Source organism: Capnocytophaga sp. oral taxon 329 str. F0087, from assembly GCF_000213295.2.
Classification (GTDB): Bacteria; Bacteroidota; Bacteroidia; order Flavobacteriales; family Flavobacteriaceae; genus Capnocytophaga; species Capnocytophaga leadbetteri_A.
The window spans coordinates 2,979-19,737 of the sequence record NZ_KN390027.1 but is presented as its reverse complement, the minus strand read 5'-3'; the positions used below and the strand labels follow the sequence as shown (position 1 = coordinate 19,737).

Genomic DNA, 16,759 nt, shown 5'->3' with positions numbered 1-16,759 from the left:
ATAAAGGATAAGAATGCTATTTTTGCTCTCAATTTTAAAACCACACAAGGGCAAGAACTCAATACCCAACAGTTGTATTTTGAGCCTTCATTAAGTCAAAAAGACGGAAAGCAGCTTCTTTCGATGAAGGTCAAAACAGGCGAAAACAGCTATTTAGAATATGTGTATACGCTGCCAGCAGAGGGCTATATGGTAGATGTAGCAGTGCGCAGTCAGGGACTTTCGGGAGTGCTAAACAGTCAAAATCCTATAGAGTTAGTATGGGGACTGAAAGCACGCCGTATGGAAAAGAGCGTAACCTATGAAAACCGCTATACCCAATCGGCTATTAGGTATGCTGACGACAAAATAAACCGTATGAGCCAAGGAGGTAATAGCGGTACTAAAGAAGAGCAAGTAAGCTGGGTAGCTTATAAACAACACCTATTTACTTCGGTGCTCATTTCGGACAGCGCTTTTGCTAATGGCGACTTTTTGTCGTATAACATCGCTAATGAAGAGAGCAAAGATGTGAAATACACTAAAAACCTTAAAAGTACTTTTCCGCTCAAAACTAAAGGTGGTGAGCTAAGCGAATCGTTGCACTTCTATTTTGGTCCTAGTGACTATAATGTGCTAAAACAATACAATGACAAATATGAGCTTACAGAACTCATTCCTTTAGGATGGGGTATCTTTGGTTGGTTGAACAAGTGGCTCTTTATACCGCTGTACAACTTCCTTGCTGACTATTTTTCAGTAGGTTTGGTAATTATACTGATGACTATTATAGTGCGCTTATTACTCTCGCCTATAGTGTATAAATCGTATGTATCGCAAGCTAAAATGAAGGTGCTACGCCCTGAGATAGAAGAGATTAACAAAAAATACGAAGAGCCGATGAAACGCCAACAAGAAACAATGGCACTCTACAGCAAGGCGGGTGTAAACCCTATGAGTGGCTGTATTCCTGCCCTCTTGCAGTTGCCGGTGTTCTTAGCCCTCTTCAACTTTTTCCCTACTGAATTTGGGCTTCGCCAAAAGAGTTTCTTATGGGCAGAAGACCTTTCGTCATACGATGCGATATTTGAGTTGCCTTTCTCAATTCCTTTTTACGGCAGCCACGTGAGTCTGTTCCCGCTATTGGCTTCAGTAGCTATTTTTATCTACTCAATGATGACAATGGCACAGACGGTACAACCACAACAACCTGGTATGCCTAATATGAAGTTCTTGATTTACTTATCGCCTGTGATGATGTTGTTCTTCTTTAACAACTATGCCAGCGGACTCAGTTTGTACTACTTTGTATCGAACTTGCTGACTATCCTTATTATGTTGGCTATTAAGCATTGGATTCTAGATGAAAAGAAGATACACGCACAGATACAAGAAAACAAGATGAAGCCTAAGAAAGAAAGCAAATTTCAGGCTAAAATGCGCGAAATGATGGAGCAGGCGGAAGCTCAGAAAAAGGCGCAACAAAGAAGATAATAGCTAAAAAACTAAAGACGAAATACGAAAAAGAATTGCTCGTATTTCGTCTTTTGTGTTTCGTATTTAAAATGTGATAAATAATTCTTAAAATTATTTGCTTAATTCATAAAACTATTGTACTTTTGCCGTGTCAAAACTTGTAATAAAAAATCATTATCAACAAAATGAGAACACATATTAAAAAAGAAGTGTCATCGATTGCTCATCACCCAGCAGGGTCTGTTGAGGAAACTCGTTTTGAGAAGATAGACAATGTAATCTTCTCTAATTCTGTAACTGCTTCTGTGAGTGTGGCTCGCGAAATAGCCGACCTCATTAGAAAAAAACAACAAGAGGGAAAACCTTGCGTATTAGGTTTAGCCACTGGTTCTTCGCCAGTGAAAGTGTATGACGAATTGGTACGTATGCACAAAGAAGAAGGGCTTAGCTTTAAAAATGTTATTACCTTTAACTTGGACGAGTATTATCCTATGGAAAAACAAGATATTCAAAGTTATTGGTACTTTATGCACGAACATCTGTTTAACCATATTGATATTCCTAAAGAAAATATCAATATACCTGATGGAACTGTTTCGCACGAAGAATTGCAAGCTTATTGTGCAGGTTATGATAAAAAAATAGAAGAATGTGGCGGTATTGACTTCCAGCTTTTGGGTATAGGTCGTACAGGTCACATTGGTTTTAATGAGCCAGGCTCTAACCGCAATTCAGGAACCCGTATCATCACCCTTGACCATATCACTCGCTCTGATGCTGCTGAAACTTTCCACGGTATAGACAACGTACCACGTCAGGCTATCACTATGGGTATTCGCACAGTGATGAAAGCGCGCCGTATTGTACTATTGGCGTGGGGTAGTAGCAAAGCTTCTATCGTAGCGAAAGCTGTTGAAGGTGATATTACTTCAGAAGTGCCTTCATCTTACCTACAATTGCACGATAATACTACTTTTGTGCTTGATGCAGAAGCGGCTTCAGCTCTTACTCGTATCAATACTCCTTGGCTCGTGACCGATGTACAATGGAACGAAGACCTTAAAGCTAAAGCTATCGTATGGCTATGCGAGCACTTGGGCAAAACAATACTTAAACTTACCGACTCTGACTACAACGAAAACGGTATGTCTAAACTTCTTGCAGAATCAGGTCCAGCTTACGATTTGAATATCGCGATGTTTAACCGCCTACAACACACTATCACCGGTTGGCCAGGAGGTAAACCTAATGCTGATGATACTAACCGCCCAGAACGCGAACACCCACACAAAAAACGTGTTATTATCTTCAGTCCGCACCCTGATGATGACGTTATTTCAATGGGAGGTACTTTCGACCGCTTGGTATCGCAAGGACACGAAGTACACATCGCTTACCAAACTTCAGGTAATTTTGCCGTATCAGACCACGAAGCGTTGAAATTTGCTGAAGTGTTTAAAGATATAGTAAAAGAAAACAAAGGTGAAGTAGCTGTACTGGATGAGATTATCAGCAATATTACTAATAAGAAATCGAATGAAATAGATACCTTATTAGTACGCCAACTAAAAGGTAATATACGCCGCCACGAATCATTGGCAGCTACTCGCTATGAAGGCGTACCTGATAAACACGTACACTTCCTCAACTTGCCTTTCTACGAAACAGGAGGCGTGAAGAAAAACCCTATAGGTGAGGCAGATATTAACATTATAATGAACCTTATAGAAGAGGTAAAACCACACCAAATATATGCCGCTGGTGACCTTGCTGACCCTCACGGTACTCATAAAGTGTGCTTAGACGCTATTTTTGCAGCTCTTAAGAACTTGAAACACAAGGATTATATGAAAGACTGCTGGGTATGGCTATACCGTGGTGCTTGGCACGAATGGGATATACACGAAATAGAAATGGCAGTGCCTATGAGTCCGGCGCAAGTGCTTAAGAAACGTCAGGCTATCTTCTTCCACCAATCGCAAAAAGATGGTGCGATGTTCCAAGGAGATGACTTGCGTGAGTTCTGGCAACGTGCAGAAGCACGCAATAGCCAAACAGCACAACGCTATCGCAATTTAGGCTTGGCTGATTATGAAGCTATAGAAGCGTTTAAACGATACTTTTTCTAATTTGACGATTTGACGATTTGTCAATTTGACAATTATAGATGAGATAAAAAAGGCAGTGCAGTGATGTGCTGTCTTTTTTTTAAATAAAAATAAAATTTTAGTGGCTATAGTTGTAGAAGTGAAAAATATTTGTACTTTTGCGAATTGATTAACTTAAAATCAGTAATAACTAATATAATAAAAATAATTTAAAAACGATGAGAAAAACTTTTTTAAACTTAGGTGTTTTTGCACTTTTATCAACATCGGTGGGAGCGCAAGTGAAGGACATTAGCTTCGCGGTAGCCCCTACAGGTGATTATGTATGGTGGCAGAAGAAAACCGCTATCACTAATGGCTTTATGGCAGGTGGCTATGTAGGCTTCGGCTTCGGTAGAAATATAGAATTATTGGGTTCGTATAGACAAGCAATGGGAATGAAATCGACCCTTGCAGGTTATGACGCTCCTACTGCTATTAGCAATGCTTTTGAAGCTAAAGATGTGGCTGTACACAGATGGGGAGGCGAACTGAAAGGGAATATACCCTTAGCGTACTCTTTTCAGCCTTATGTTACTTTAGGGTCAGGAGTGCAGACTATCAAAGCTAATGACTTAAGCCAAGACCAAGTGTATTTTGGATTAGGATTAGGGGCTAAGTTTAACCTTGCCCGTCGCCTTACGCTGAACGTACAAGCTAAAGCAACTCGTTTTAGCTTTGACCCTAGCAACGTGCTTTATAAACCTACAGAAGCTAATACTTCTGCTTATAACACTTGGATAGATAATAACGTAGAAGAGGAAAATCATTTAGCGTGGAGTGTAGGTGCAGGGCTACAGCTTTACTTAGGAGGTCGCAACCCTAATCAGCTGACAGCCTTAGACCAAGCGTATACTAACTTGAAGAGCTTTAAGGTGGTAATAGAGCCTACTTTGGGTTACTTAAACTTCAATAACGATAGTAACCTACGCGATGCTTACTTTGGAGGTTTGGCATTAGGGGTAGACTTTACTGAATATATAGGTATTAGAGGCTATTACCACCGTGCTATGACTGATGAGAAGCTCTCTGCTAATTTTGAAAACCTATCAATATACGGAGGTGATTTCTTAGCGCGCCTAAATGTAGCTAGTGGTGTAGTGCCTTACGTACAAATAGGTGCTGGCTATATGAAGATAGGCGATAATTATGTAGGCAAAGTAGCAAGTGTAGCTAATAAGTCGGGTATTTTTGCTAAAGGAGGGGTAGGTTTGGCTATACCTTTAGGCAAACGTGTAGAGCTTTTTGGCGTTGCTAACTTGCTTTATACTACTCATAATGAAGATGTAACTACCGCATTGAGCTCAGTGAACAAACTAAAAAGCAATGTATTTTACAATGCAGGGCTACGCATTAAATTGGCTAAGTCAGTAGAGAGAGAGTTATACGAGCAACAGTTGGGTGCTGCTGAAGCTGCTACTGTTCCCGTTTCGGTAACTACCACCTCTGCTACCACAACAAATGCGGCTTCTACTGTTTCGCCTGAAAAACGAAACTTAGCTTACTACAATAGCCAAATAACTGCTGTAGAAAAACAAATACAGTTGGCTTACCAAAACGGTGATACCGCTAATGCTAACCGTCTGCTAAAAGAAAAACAACAATGGGAAGACTTAAGAAATACATACGTAGCAGAACATTTGCCTTACCCAGTAGCAGAACAAGTGCGCTTAGTGCGTATGACGCCTGAAGAGCTACAACAGCTTATTGATAGTGTAGTGAAAAACATTAGAGAAGGCGAAGGTAAAACACCAGAACAGCGCATAGACCGTTTAGAAAAATTGCTTTTAGAAACCCAAGCAGCGAGAGAAGAAGTGCAAAAGGCAAAAGACGAATTGCAAAAAACGACTGACGAAGTGCAAAAAGCAAAAGATGAATTGCAAAAAACGACAGACGAAATACAAAAGGCAAAAGTTGGTGCGCCAGCAGCGAAATAATTATGAAGTATATCTATCAGATTATAGGGGGGCTATTGTTATGTGTGCAAACCATAAATGCACAGATAGCACCTACCCCAAAAAAGACAGAGATAGTAATGACGGTAGATGAATTGCGATATCTTTTAGAACAAATAGGGAAGGCAGAGCTGACTACCCTTAGAGATAAGCAGTTAGACAGTATGCTATCGGCTGTGAATTATAAGACAGAACAAATGTCACCTACTTCGGTAGTTATAAATGAGTATCGGTTAGTAAAGGCAGCAGCAGTAAGTCCTACGGTAGTGGGAACCACTAGTAGTACTATTACCAGCCGTACGGCAAGTAATACTGCTATCGCTCGTACAGCAAGTAATACTACTATTGCTCGTACAGCAAACCCTGCAGTAGTTCGTACTGCTACTAATACTGCTATAACTCAGCGTTCTGTAGTGCCTGCAGCTGTGGTTCAAACACAGACTACTGCTGCTATAGCTCAGCAGTTAGCCCAACTATCGGGTACGGTAGAACAGCTGCGCAAACAGCAGCAATTGCTCTTAGCTACTTTAGTAGCCAATACAGGAATGGTAGCGGCTAAAAGTAATACTGCTCCTACTGCTGCGAATGCTCAGGCTACCGCTGTAGGCACCCAAGCCACTGTAGCTACTACAACAGCTACTACGGCAACATCAGGCTATGCTCCTATAGTAGTGCAAAGTGTAACAGCCACAGGGGTACCTATACAGATTTCGGCAGAAAAACGCAGCGAATTAGAACAGCTTTTGGCTGCCTATGGGCATAAGAAAGCGTTGCTCTATTTCGCTAATAATAAAACGATACCTTTAGCTTATGACCCTACAATAATAGACGAGATGGTAACGATGCTACAAGCGCACCCCGAACTATCCATACTTTTAGAAGGGTATGCGAGTGCCGTAGGGAGTGCTGCCTATAACAATGTGCTCTCTATGGAGCGTGCTGTAGCTGTTGCCCAGATACTAAACGCTAAAGGGATAAGCAACGAGCGTATACTGACCGCTTTTAAAGGAATAGACCCACAAGCTACTCCTGCACAAGCGCGCCGTGTAGAGCTACGAGTGGTTATCAGAAGTTATTAATAAAACAAAATATTAAAAAAAGGAAAAAGCAGTGCCTCGTTGCACTGCTTTTTTATGTTGAAAAATGCAGATGCGCTGATAAAATATTAACCATATTTTTGGGTATAAATAAAAAGTGTTTTATCTTTGCCGCAAATATTAGAATATTATGTTTCACAAAGAAGGATTTAAGATTATCTTGGTTAGCTTTGCTATTACAGTAATAATAGCCTTGATAGCTCATTATTGTATTGATATAGAATGGCTTAAGCTATTGGTGCAATTGGTAGCTTTTGTCTTTTTGATAGCTATACTACAGTTTTTTAGAAACCCTAAACGCCTCACGCCTAAAAATGACGCACATATTATCGCTCCTGTAGATGGTAAGGTGGTGGTAATAGAAGAAGTGTTTGAAAAAGAATACTTTAAAGATAAACGTTTGCAGGTGTCGATATTTATGTCGCCTTTAAATGTACACGTAACACGCTATGCTTTAGGAGGTAAGGTAACTTACAGTAAATATCACCCTGGTAAATACTTAGTAGCGTGGCACCCTAAGGCTTCTGAAGAAAATGAACGCACTACTGTAGTAGTAGATAACCCTGTATTTGGTGAGGTGCTATACCGACAAATAGCAGGAGCTTTGGCAAAACGTATTGTCAATTACGCTAAAGTAGGTGATACAGCAGTGCAAGGTGAAGATGCGGGCTTTATAAAATTTGGTTCGCGTGTAGATGTGTACTTACCTTTAGGAACTAAAGTAAAAGTTCAGTTAGGTGATAAAGTGAAAGGAGGCGTACAAGTGATTGCCGAAAAATAAGAAAGATGATGAAAAAAATACTCCTATTATTAGCAGCTATATTTGCAGGGGCTGTTTACGCAAAGACTGATAATCAAACAGATACGACCTTAGTAGTAACAAAAGATACTCTTACTATTGTGGCAGTAGGTGATGTGATGATAGGCTCAGCTTTTCCGGCAGGCAATCTGCCGCCAGATGATGCTAAAAATAGCTTTAAGCACGTGAAACCTTATCTGAAAGGCGATATAGTGTTTGGCAATTTGGAAGGAGCTATTTTAGATGAAGGCAATTCAGAGAAATGTAAAAACTCGGAAGCAGGTACTTGTTATGCTTTTAGGATGCCAGACCGCTATGGTGATATACTAAAAGAGGCAGGTTTTAACCTTATGAGTACCGCTAATAATCACGCTAATGACTTTGGAGAGAAAGGGCGACGCAATACGGCTAAAGTATTGGACAATGTAGGGATTTACCACGCAGGGCCTGTAGAAAATAAGTCAGTAGTATTTGAAAAAGACGGAGTGAAGTACGGTTTCTGTGCCTTTTCGCCTAATAGTAATATGTTGTCAGTAAACAATATAGCTCAGGCAACTGACTTAGTAAAGGAGCTCAGAGCACAGGCAGATATAGTTATTGTTTCGTTTCACGGAGGGGCTGAAGGGTCTAAACATACCCGCGTACCCCGAACTAATGAGTTATTCTACGGAGAAAATAGGGGAGATGTGCATAAGTTCGCTCACTCAGTAATAGATGCTGGAGCGGATATAGTATTGGGACACGGGCCTCATGTTACGCGTGCTGTGGAGGTGTACAAAGGAAAGTTTATCACCTATAGTATGGGCAACTTTAATACTTATGGACAGTTTAACCTGCAAGGTGTTAATGGAATAGCCCCCCTCTATCAGATAAAAATAGATAAGAACGGCAATTTTATATATGCAGATGTTATCTCTACAAAGCAAACCAAAGGAATTGGCTTAGAGTTGGACGCTGAAGGTAGGGTATTTCAGGAAATAAAGAGGCTTACAGGACTTGATTTTCCTGAAGCACAATTGCAGTTTGAAGAAGGAAAAATTAGACAATTAGTCAATTAGGCAATTTGCCGATTTGCCGATTTGTCGATTTGTTAATTAGTAAATTAGTATAGAAATTATTATCATTAATAATTAAACAATTAATCATTAAAAAAGATGGGAAGAGCATTTGAATTTAGAAAAGCCCGTAAGTTTAAACGTTGGGCTGCAATGGCAAAAACATTTACCCGTATAGGGAAAGACATCGTAATGGCAGTGAAAGAGGGAGGGCCACACCCTGAAAGTAACTCGCGACTACGTGCCGTAATACAGAATGCTAAGGCAGCTAATATGCCGAAAGAAAATATAGAACGCGCTATAAAAAAAGCAAGTGAAAAAGATACCGCTAACTATAAAGAAGTGCTTTTTGAAGGTTATGCACCACACGGTATAGCTGTGCTGATAGAAACTGCTACTGATAATAACAACCGTACCGTAGCGAATATACGCAGCTACTTCAATAAATGCAATGGTACATTGGGGACTTCGGGTTCGGTAGAATTTATGTTTGACCATACGTGTAACTTCCGTATCAATGCTGAAGGTATAGACCCTGAGGAATTAGAACTTGAGATGATAGATTTTGGAGCTGAAGAAGTATTTGCTGACGAAGATGGTATTCTTATTTATGCTCCTTTTGAGAGTTTTGGAGCTATACAAAAAGAGCTTGAAAGTAGGAATATAGAAATTCTTTCGTCAGGTTTTGAACGCATTCCACAGGTTACCAAAGAACTCACTCCTGAAGAACAAGCTGATGTAGAAAAGCTATTAGAAAAGATAGAAGAAGATGATGATGTTCAAAACGTCTATCACACTATGAAGGAAGCGGAGGAGTAATTTATTAATTAGCAAATGAAAATGAATAATATATAAAAAGAGGCTACTATTTTTAGGTAGCCTTTTTTTGATTTTAAGAAATTAAACAATATTTAAAATTTGGTGCGTATATAAAAAAGATGTATATTTGCACGCAACTAATTTTCTTTTTACTAAAAAATGGATTTTCAAGACAAAATAATCAGTGAGGGGCTGACATATGATGATGTGCTTCTCATTCCTAATTATTCGGAAGTGCTACCACGTGAGGTTGCCATCACTTCTCAGTTTACGCGTAATATCACGCTAAATGTGCCTATTATTTCGGCTGCTATGGATACTGTTACCGAAGCAGCAATGGCTATCGCTATGGCTCGCGAAGGCGGTATAGGGGTACTGCACAAAAATATGACCATAGAAGAGCAAGCTAAGCAAATAAGAAAGGTAAAGCGTGCTGAAAGTGGTATGATAATTGACCCTGTAACCCTACATTTAGATGCTAAAGTAGCTGATGCTAAGCGCTGTATGAAGGAGAATAACATAGGGGGGATACCTATAGTAGATGATAATGGTATTCTAAAAGGTATTGTAACTAATCGCGATTTGCGTTTTGAGCAGGACAATACTCGCCCTATAGTAGAGGTGATGACTGCTAAAAACTTAGTGATAGCTAATGAAGGCACCTCTATGAAAGAGGCTGAAAAGATATTACAACGCAGCAAAATAGAAAAACTACCTGTAGTAGATAAGAACTATAAATTGGTTGGGCTTATCACTTTCCGCGATATTGCTAACTTGCAAGAGAAATCAGTCTCGAACAAAGATAGTATCGGTAGGCTACGTGTGGCAGCTGCTTTGGGGGTAACAGCAGATGTAGTAGAACGCGCTGAAGCCTTAGTGCAAGCCGGTGTAGATGCTGTAGTAATCGATACCGCACACGGACATACTAAAGGAGTAGTTAATGCTTTGAAAGCAGTAAAGAGTAAGTTTGCAGACTTAGATGTAGTAGTAGGGAATATAGCTACTGCTGAAGCTGCTCTCTATTTGGCTGAAAGCGGCGCTGATGCTGTGAAAGTAGGAATAGGGCCAGGTTCTATATGTACTACTAGGGTAGTGGCAGGGGTAGGTTATCCGCAACTATCGGCAGTGATGAACGTTGCTAAAGCCTTAAAAGGCAAAGGAATACCCGTGATAGCTGATGGAGGTATCAGATATACAGGTGACATAGTGAAAGCTATCGCTGCAGGCGCTCATAGTGTAATGCTCGGTTCGCTGTTGGCAGGCACGAAAGAATCACCAGGTGAAACCATTATTTTTGAAGGTAGAAAGTATAAATCGTATAGGGGAATGGGCTCTGTAGAGGCTATGAACCAAGGTAGTAAAGACCGCTATTTTCAGGATGTGGAAGACGATATTAAGAAATTAGTGCCAGAAGGTATTGTAGGGCGTGTGGCCTATAAAGGAGAGTTGCAAGAAAGTATGCACCAATTTATTGGAGGCTTGCGTGCAGGTATGGGCTATTGTGGAGCTAAAGATATAGAAACACTGCAAGCAGTGAGTAGATTTGTGCGTATTACAGCCAGTGGTATTGCAGAGAGTCACCCTCATAATATCACTATTACTAAAGAAGCACCTAATTATTCAAGATAAAAGAATAAACGATGTTAAAGAAAATATCGCCTTATAGCCTGATAATGCTTTCATTTGTAGGGTTGATTATCATCGGGGCACTCCTATTGAACCTGCCTTTTTCGCATTATCCTGATAAAGAAGTTTCTTTTTTTGAGGCTCTTTTTACGGCTACTTCGGCGGTGACCGTTACAGGCCTATCAATAGTAGATATAGGAGCTGTCTATACAGTTTTTGGGAAGTTTATACTGTTGATACTCATACAGTTTGGAGGGTTAGGTGTGCTGACTATCTCGTCAGTATTCGTTTTGCTTATCGCTAAACGTATAGGTTTTTACACGAAACGTTTGGTGGCAGAAGAGCTGAACCATAACAAGATGTACGACATTTATACAGTAACTAAGCGAGTGGTTTTTATTACTCTGCTATTTGAGGCAATAGGAGCGGTGCTATTATTTGGCTCGTTTATACAAGACTATTCGTTTTTTCAGGCGCTGTTTATGTCGGTATTTCATTCGGTATCCGCTTTTTGCAATGCCGGTATAGCACTTTTTCCTCATAGTTTTGAGGGCTATACTTACAATGTATATGTGAATGTAATTATCGCTTTTCTGATTATTTTTGGGGGGTTAGGCTTTACCACTATCATTCAGGCAGGCGAGTATTTGCAGCATAAGCGCAGACGGCTTGATATTAATTCGCAGTTTTCAATACTGATGACGATAGTGCTACTATTAGCAGGTACTTTGCTGTTTTTCATCTTAGAGTATAAAAACTATCATACTCTTTACGGCAAAGGATTGTTTAACCAGTTGCTCATCAGCTTTTTTCACTCAGTAAGTTTGCGTACAGCAGGTTTTGACACTATACCGTTAGAGCACTTGGGTAGTGCTACTATTCTTTTCTGTGTAACTTTTATGTTTATAGGAGCCTCGCCAAACTCTACCGGTTCGGGGGTAAAGACGACTACTATAGGTATATTGTTTTTGGGAATTAAGACGGCACTGCTTAACAAGAACTACATAGAGTTCTCTAAACGGCGTATTTCGTGGAAACTTTTTAACAAAGCCTCTGCTTTAGTATTTATTGCGATGATGTATGTGCTGATAATGATAGTAGTACTGGCAAGTATAGAGCCTCATTTTGAATTTACTAAAGTGGCATTTGAGCTTATTTCAGCTTTTAGCACTTGCGGACTTTCTACTGGTATTACGCCTTATTTAAACAAAGCTTCGCAGGCTATACTGATGTTTACGATGTTTTTGGGTAGGGTAGGCCCGCTTACTATTGCTTTAGCCTTTTCGCGTCCGCGTGCTGAAGGCAACTATAAATACCCGAAAGAGAATATATTAATAGGATAATGAGGCGATTTGTCAATTTGCTGATTTGTCAATTATCAATGCGCTAAGGATTAACAAATATGAAGAATTTTTTAGTGATAGGTTTGGGTGAGTTTGGTAAATCGGTAGCTAAGACTTTATATAGTAACAATGCTACCGTACTGGTGATAGATGCTAAGGAAAACCTAATAAAACAAGCCCTTAACGAAGGAATTATAGAAGAGGCGATAATATTAGACGCTACTGATGAAATCGCTTTAAAAAAGGTAGTACGCGATGACTTTGATACTGCCTTTGTGAGTGTAGGCGATAATATACAAGCAAGTATCCTTATCACCCTGCAACTCAAAGAATTGGGAGTGAAAAATATCATTTGTAAAGCAGTAAATCACACCCAAGAAAAGGTACTCTATAAGATAGGAGCTACCCAAGTGATTTTCCCAGAGGAATCAATGGGAGAGAAGGTAGCTTACTCGGTTTTGAGACCTACTATTATTGACTATTTCAAATTTGCAGAAGATTATTTTATTTACGAGGTGAAAGTGCCGAAAACGTATGTTGGAAAATCACTAATGGAGCTGAACCTACGGCATAAGTACGAGATAAATATATTGGCAGTAAAGCATTTTGATGGGAAAATGGACGTCACCCCTGACCCCAACATTAAGCTTAATAAAGATGACTTGCTGATAATTCTCTCGAGAGAGAATGTGATAGATAGGGTGACAAAAACCTAAAAAAGATTAGTATTATGCCGTTTATCAGTCATTTAGAAGAAACATTAGCCGAAACCGATGTACTTGAACTACAAGATGAGGAGTGCCGTATCATCTTATACAATGATGATTACAATACGTTTGACTACGTAATTGATACTCTTGTGCAGGTGTGCGGTCATACTTTTGAACAGGCCGAGCAATGTGCTATTATCGTTCATTTCAAAGGGAAATGCGATGTGAAAACTGGTAGTTATGACTATCTGAAGCCTCTTTGCGTGGCTCTTTTAGATGCTGGGCTTTCTGCTGAAATAGAAGAATAAAACAACCTTAAACACTGAACAAAATACTGTGGAACTAAAATTATCAAAACCTATCTGTTTTTTCGATCTGGAAACAACAGGCATTGACATTACTAAAGACCGTATTGTAGAAATTTCGATATTGAAAGTATATCCTAATGGTAATAAAGAAAGCAAAACGTGGTTGGTAAATCCTACGATTCCTATTCCTGCAATGGCTTCGGCAGTACACGGCATCACTGATGAGAAAGTAGCTAATGAGCCTACTTTTAAAGAATTGGCTAAGCAAATACACAATATGATAAAGGATTCAGACTTAGCAGGTTATAATTCAGACCGTTTTGATATTCCGTTATTGGCAGAAGAGATGCTACGTGCAGGAGTAGATTTTGACCTTGGCAATCGTGTGACGGTAGATATACAAACGATATTTCACAAAATGGAACAGCGCACCTTGTCGGCAGCTTATAAATTTTATTGTGGCAAAGACCTACTTGAGGCACATACTGCAGCTGCTGATACTAATGCTACCTATGAAATACTGAAAGCTCAGCTTGATAAGTACGACAACTTAGAGAATAACATCAAAAAGCTAAGCGAGTTTACCTACCGAAAACAAATAGCTGATTTTGCTGGATTTATAGGCTATAACAGCGAAGGAGAGGAAATATTTACTTTTGGAAAACACAAAGGTAGCAAAGTGGAGGATATTTTTGTCAATGAACCAGGGTATTTTGGTTGGCTATTGAACGCTGATTTTCCTTTATATACCAAAAAAGTACTGACGGCTATCAAGTTGCGCAAACTATCCTCTACCATAAAATAGAAAACATCATAAACCCCAAATACAATGGAAACAACAGCTAATTACACCGAAGAAGAGAGTAAGGCAATAGCTCGTGAGTACAAAGAGCTTTTGCGCATCAGCTACCAAACCCTAACTGATGAAGATAAAAAAGTCATTCGTTTAGCTTTTGATACCGCTGTAAATGCTCATAAGAACCAACGCCGCAAGAGTGGAGAGCCTTATATATTTCACCCTATAGCTGTAGCTAAAATAGTGGCACAGCGCATAGGATTAGACGCTGTGTCTATAGCAGCGGCTTTACTACACGATGTGGTAGAAGATACCGAATATACCAATGAGGATATAGAGCAACTTTTTGGTAAAACTATAGCCCATATAGTGGCAGGGCTTACCAAAATATCGCATTTGAGTAGGGAGAATGATATTTCGCTACAAGCAGAAAATTTTAGGAAGTTACTGCTTACGATGAACGATGATGTACGCGTGATACTCATCAAAATAGCCGATAGACTGCACAATATGCAGACAATGGACTCGATGGCTGAGTATAAGCAGACAAAGATAGCTTCAGAAACCCTCTATATCTACGCCCCTATAGCTCACCGCATAGGGCTCTACAACATTAAAACAGAGTTAGAAGATCTTGCCTTAAAATATACAGACCCTGAACGCTATTTTATGATTCTCGGTAAGATGGAAGAATCAAAAGAGGAGCAACAGTCGTATATTGATGCTTTTACTAAAATAGTAGAGACCTCTCTTAATGAGCAGAAGATAGATTACTACATAAAAGGACGACCTAAATCAATTTATTCTATCAATAGGAAAATGGAGTCGCAAGGGGTAACCTTTGAGGAGGTGTATGATAAATTTGCTATCCGTATTATCTACAAAAGCGAACCTTCAGAAGAGAAATTCCTCGCTTGGAAAATATATTCTATCGTAACAGACCACTTTCGTCCCAATCCAACCCGTTTACGCGATTGGATATCTTCCCCTAAATCAACAGGTTATGAGGCGCTTCATATTACTGTAATGGGACCTAAGGGAAAATGGGTAGAGGTACAGATACGCAGTGAACGAATGCACGAAATAGCTGAAAAAGGCTATGCAGCACACTTCAAATACAAACACGGCGACCAAAAAGAGGAAGGGATAGAGGTGTGGCTTAACCGTTTACAAGAGGTATTTGAAAACAGTGAAGCCAATGCGGTAGATTTTGTAGAAGATTTTAAACTTAACCTTTATTCTAAAGAAATATTTGTTTTTACTCCTAATGGCGAGATAAAATCGTTACCTAAAGGAGCAACTCCTATAGATTTTGCTTTCTCAATTCACACAGGGGTAGGACTTAAAACACGTGGAGCTAAGGTAAATAATAAATTAGTACCTTTAAACCAAGTGCTAAAAAGCGGTGATACGGTAGAAATTATCACAGCAGAGAACGCTAAACCTACTAAAAACTGGTTGAACTACGCTACTACTTCGAAGGCGCGAAGCAAGATAAAAAATGCGTTAAAGGAAGAAACAAAAACAGTAGCAGCAGAAGGGAAAGAAATACTCTTGCGCAAACTTAAGCAGCTGAAGATTAATCTTACAGAAGAAGTGATGAACGATATGGTTAATTACTTCAAAACTAAGACTAGTTTGGATATATACTATCAGGCGGGTACAGGAGAGATTACCAACCAGATGCTTAAGGATTTCGCTTCGCATCGTACCTCATTCTTCGGTTTGTTTAAGAGCAAAGTGGTAAAGAAGGCAGTAGAAGAACCTACTTATACTGCAGGTGTACATTATGATAGTATTGTATTTGGTAAAGAAGAAGAATCATTAGACTATACTTTTTCAAAATGTTGTAACCCAATACCTGGTGACCCTATATTTGGCTTTGTAACTATCAATGAAGGAGTAAAAGTGCATAAGAAAACGTGCCCCAATGCTATATCAATGCAATCGAACTATGCTTATAGGATTATCCCTGCCAAATGGGTAAAATCAGATGAACGAGACTTTAAAGTGAGCTTGCGAATTAGTGGTATAGACCGCGATGGGCTTATTAGTGATATTTCAAAAGTAATATTGGATAGCAAATTCGTAAAGCTTACCAATATAAACATAGATACAGAAGGAAATGTATTTAATGGCAAGGTGTCAATATCGATAAATAATAATGCCACTCTTAAGAAACTAATGTTAGATATAAAAAATGTGAAAGGGGTAGATAAAGTAACCCGATTATAGATATGCGAAAATTAGCAAATAGTGAACTTCATCGTTTGGATATAGAGCAGTTTAAAAAGGCTGAGAAAACCCCTTTGATAGTAATATTAGATAATGTAAGAAGTCTTAATAATGTAGGGTCGGTATTTCGCACTTGTGATGCATTTTTGGTAGAGAAGATATACCTATGTGGTATTACAGCTACACCACCTAATAAAGAGATACATAAGACAGCTTTAGGGGCCACAGATAGCGTGGCTTGGGAGTACGCTGAAGATACACTACAGGTAGTTGAACGATTGAAGGCAGAAGGTGTGTGTGTGATAAGTATAGAGCAAGCTGAAAAGGCTGTAATGCTTAATGATTTTCAACCTAAAGCACATACGCAATATGCTGTTATATTTGGTAATGAAGTGAAAGGAGTAGCACAAGAGG

At 39.4% G+C, this 16,759-nt stretch carries 14 protein-coding genes; all 14 read left to right on the top strand.

What is annotated here, in order from left to right:
• The coding region (yidC, locus tag HMPREF9074_RS09125) for a membrane protein insertase YidC (RefSeq protein ID WP_034540361.1) at nucleotides 1-1,473 on the top strand (1,473 nt) is incomplete at its 5' end.
• 167 nt (nucleotides 1,474-1,640) lie between these two features.
• A complete protein-coding gene (nagB, locus tag HMPREF9074_RS09120) occupies nucleotides 1,641-3,584 on the top strand; it encodes a glucosamine-6-phosphate deaminase (RefSeq protein ID WP_009388947.1) in 1,944 nt (647 codons plus the stop codon).
• A gap of 197 nt (nucleotides 3,585-3,781) precedes the next feature.
• Entirely contained in the window at nucleotides 3,782-5,539 is a 1,758-nt protein-coding gene (locus HMPREF9074_RS09115) for an outer membrane beta-barrel protein (protein WP_009388948.1), read from the top strand.
• Nucleotides 5,540-5,541: 2 nt separating this feature from the next.
• Nucleotides 5,542-6,636, top strand: coding sequence for an OmpA family protein (locus HMPREF9074_RS09110; protein WP_009388949.1), 1,095 nt, complete (start codon nucleotides 5,542-5,544; stop codon nucleotides 6,634-6,636).
• 148 nt (nucleotides 6,637-6,784) lie between these two features.
• A complete protein-coding gene (locus tag HMPREF9074_RS09105; protein WP_009388950.1) occupies nucleotides 6,785-7,435 on the top strand; it encodes a phosphatidylserine decarboxylase family protein in 651 nt (216 codons plus the stop codon).
• A gap of 8 nt (nucleotides 7,436-7,443) precedes the next feature.
• A complete protein-coding gene (locus HMPREF9074_RS09100; protein WP_034540359.1) occupies nucleotides 7,444-8,511 on the top strand; it encodes a CapA family protein in 1,068 nt (355 codons plus the stop codon).
• Nucleotides 8,512-8,607: 96 nt separating this feature from the next.
• Nucleotides 8,608-9,327 (top strand): YebC/PmpR family DNA-binding transcriptional regulator, encoded by a 720-nt coding sequence (locus tag HMPREF9074_RS09095; protein WP_009388952.1) that lies wholly within the window; start codon nucleotides 8,608-8,610, stop codon nucleotides 9,325-9,327.
• 159 nt (nucleotides 9,328-9,486) lie between these two features.
• The gene (gene guaB, locus HMPREF9074_RS09090; protein WP_009388953.1) at nucleotides 9,487-10,956 is read left to right on the top strand and encodes an IMP dehydrogenase; all 1,470 of its coding nucleotides are present in this window, start codon (nucleotides 9,487-9,489) and stop codon (nucleotides 10,954-10,956) included.
• An 11-nt stretch (nucleotides 10,957-10,967) separates the two neighbouring features.
• Nucleotides 10,968-12,296, top strand: coding sequence for a TrkH family potassium uptake protein (locus tag HMPREF9074_RS09085; protein ID WP_009388954.1), 1,329 nt, complete (start codon nucleotides 10,968-10,970; stop codon nucleotides 12,294-12,296).
• 59 nt (nucleotides 12,297-12,355) lie between these two features.
• Nucleotides 12,356-13,012, top strand: a complete 657-nt coding sequence (locus HMPREF9074_RS09080) for a potassium channel family protein (protein WP_009388955.1) — start codon at nucleotides 12,356-12,358, stop codon at nucleotides 13,010-13,012.
• A gap of 14 nt (nucleotides 13,013-13,026) precedes the next feature.
• Nucleotides 13,027-13,314, top strand: coding sequence for an ATP-dependent Clp protease adaptor ClpS (locus HMPREF9074_RS09075; protein WP_009388956.1), 288 nt, complete (start codon nucleotides 13,027-13,029; stop codon nucleotides 13,312-13,314).
• A 28-nt stretch (nucleotides 13,315-13,342) separates the two neighbouring features.
• Nucleotides 13,343-14,119, top strand: a complete 777-nt coding sequence (locus HMPREF9074_RS09070) for a 3'-5' exonuclease (protein WP_009388957.1) — start codon at nucleotides 13,343-13,345, stop codon at nucleotides 14,117-14,119.
• Between the two features lie 24 nt (nucleotides 14,120-14,143).
• Nucleotides 14,144-16,345, top strand: coding sequence for a RelA/SpoT family protein (locus HMPREF9074_RS09065; protein ID WP_009388958.1), 2,202 nt, complete (start codon nucleotides 14,144-14,146; stop codon nucleotides 16,343-16,345).
• A gap of 2 nt (nucleotides 16,346-16,347) precedes the next feature.
• Nucleotides 16,348-16,759 (top strand): TrmH family RNA methyltransferase (locus HMPREF9074_RS09060; protein ID WP_034540365.1); only part of this gene is annotated, 412 nt, incomplete at its 3' end.

What these genes read in the sequence shown, in the direction of transcription:
- HMPREF9074_RS09095 (WP_009388952.1), top strand. Translation starts at nt 8,608, where the DNA reads ATGGGAAGAGCATTTGAATTTAGAAAAGCCCGTAAGTTTAAACGTTGG.
- HMPREF9074_RS09065 (WP_009388958.1), top strand. Translation starts at nt 14,144, where the DNA reads ATGGAAACAACAGCTAATTACACCGAAGAAGAGAGTAAGGCAATAGCT.
- HMPREF9074_RS09080 (WP_009388955.1), top strand. Translation starts at nt 12,356, where the DNA reads ATGAAGAATTTTTTAGTGATAGGTTTGGGTGAGTTTGGTAAATCGGTA.
- HMPREF9074_RS09085 (WP_009388954.1), top strand. Translation starts at nt 10,968, where the DNA reads ATGTTAAAGAAAATATCGCCTTATAGCCTGATAATGCTTTCATTTGTA.
- guaB (WP_009388953.1), top strand. Translation starts at nt 9,487, where the DNA reads ATGGATTTTCAAGACAAAATAATCAGTGAGGGGCTGACATATGATGAT.
- nagB (WP_009388947.1), top strand. Translation starts at nt 1,641, where the DNA reads ATGAGAACACATATTAAAAAAGAAGTGTCATCGATTGCTCATCACCCA.
- HMPREF9074_RS09110 (WP_009388949.1), top strand. Translation starts at nt 5,542, where the DNA reads ATGAAGTATATCTATCAGATTATAGGGGGGCTATTGTTATGTGTGCAA.
- HMPREF9074_RS09075 (WP_009388956.1), top strand. Translation starts at nt 13,027, where the DNA reads ATGCCGTTTATCAGTCATTTAGAAGAAACATTAGCCGAAACCGATGTA.
- HMPREF9074_RS09100 (WP_034540359.1), top strand. Translation starts at nt 7,444, where the DNA reads ATGAAAAAAATACTCCTATTATTAGCAGCTATATTTGCAGGGGCTGTT.
- HMPREF9074_RS09105 (WP_009388950.1), top strand. Translation starts at nt 6,785, where the DNA reads ATGTTTCACAAAGAAGGATTTAAGATTATCTTGGTTAGCTTTGCTATT.
- HMPREF9074_RS09115 (WP_009388948.1), top strand. Translation starts at nt 3,782, where the DNA reads ATGAGAAAAACTTTTTTAAACTTAGGTGTTTTTGCACTTTTATCAACA.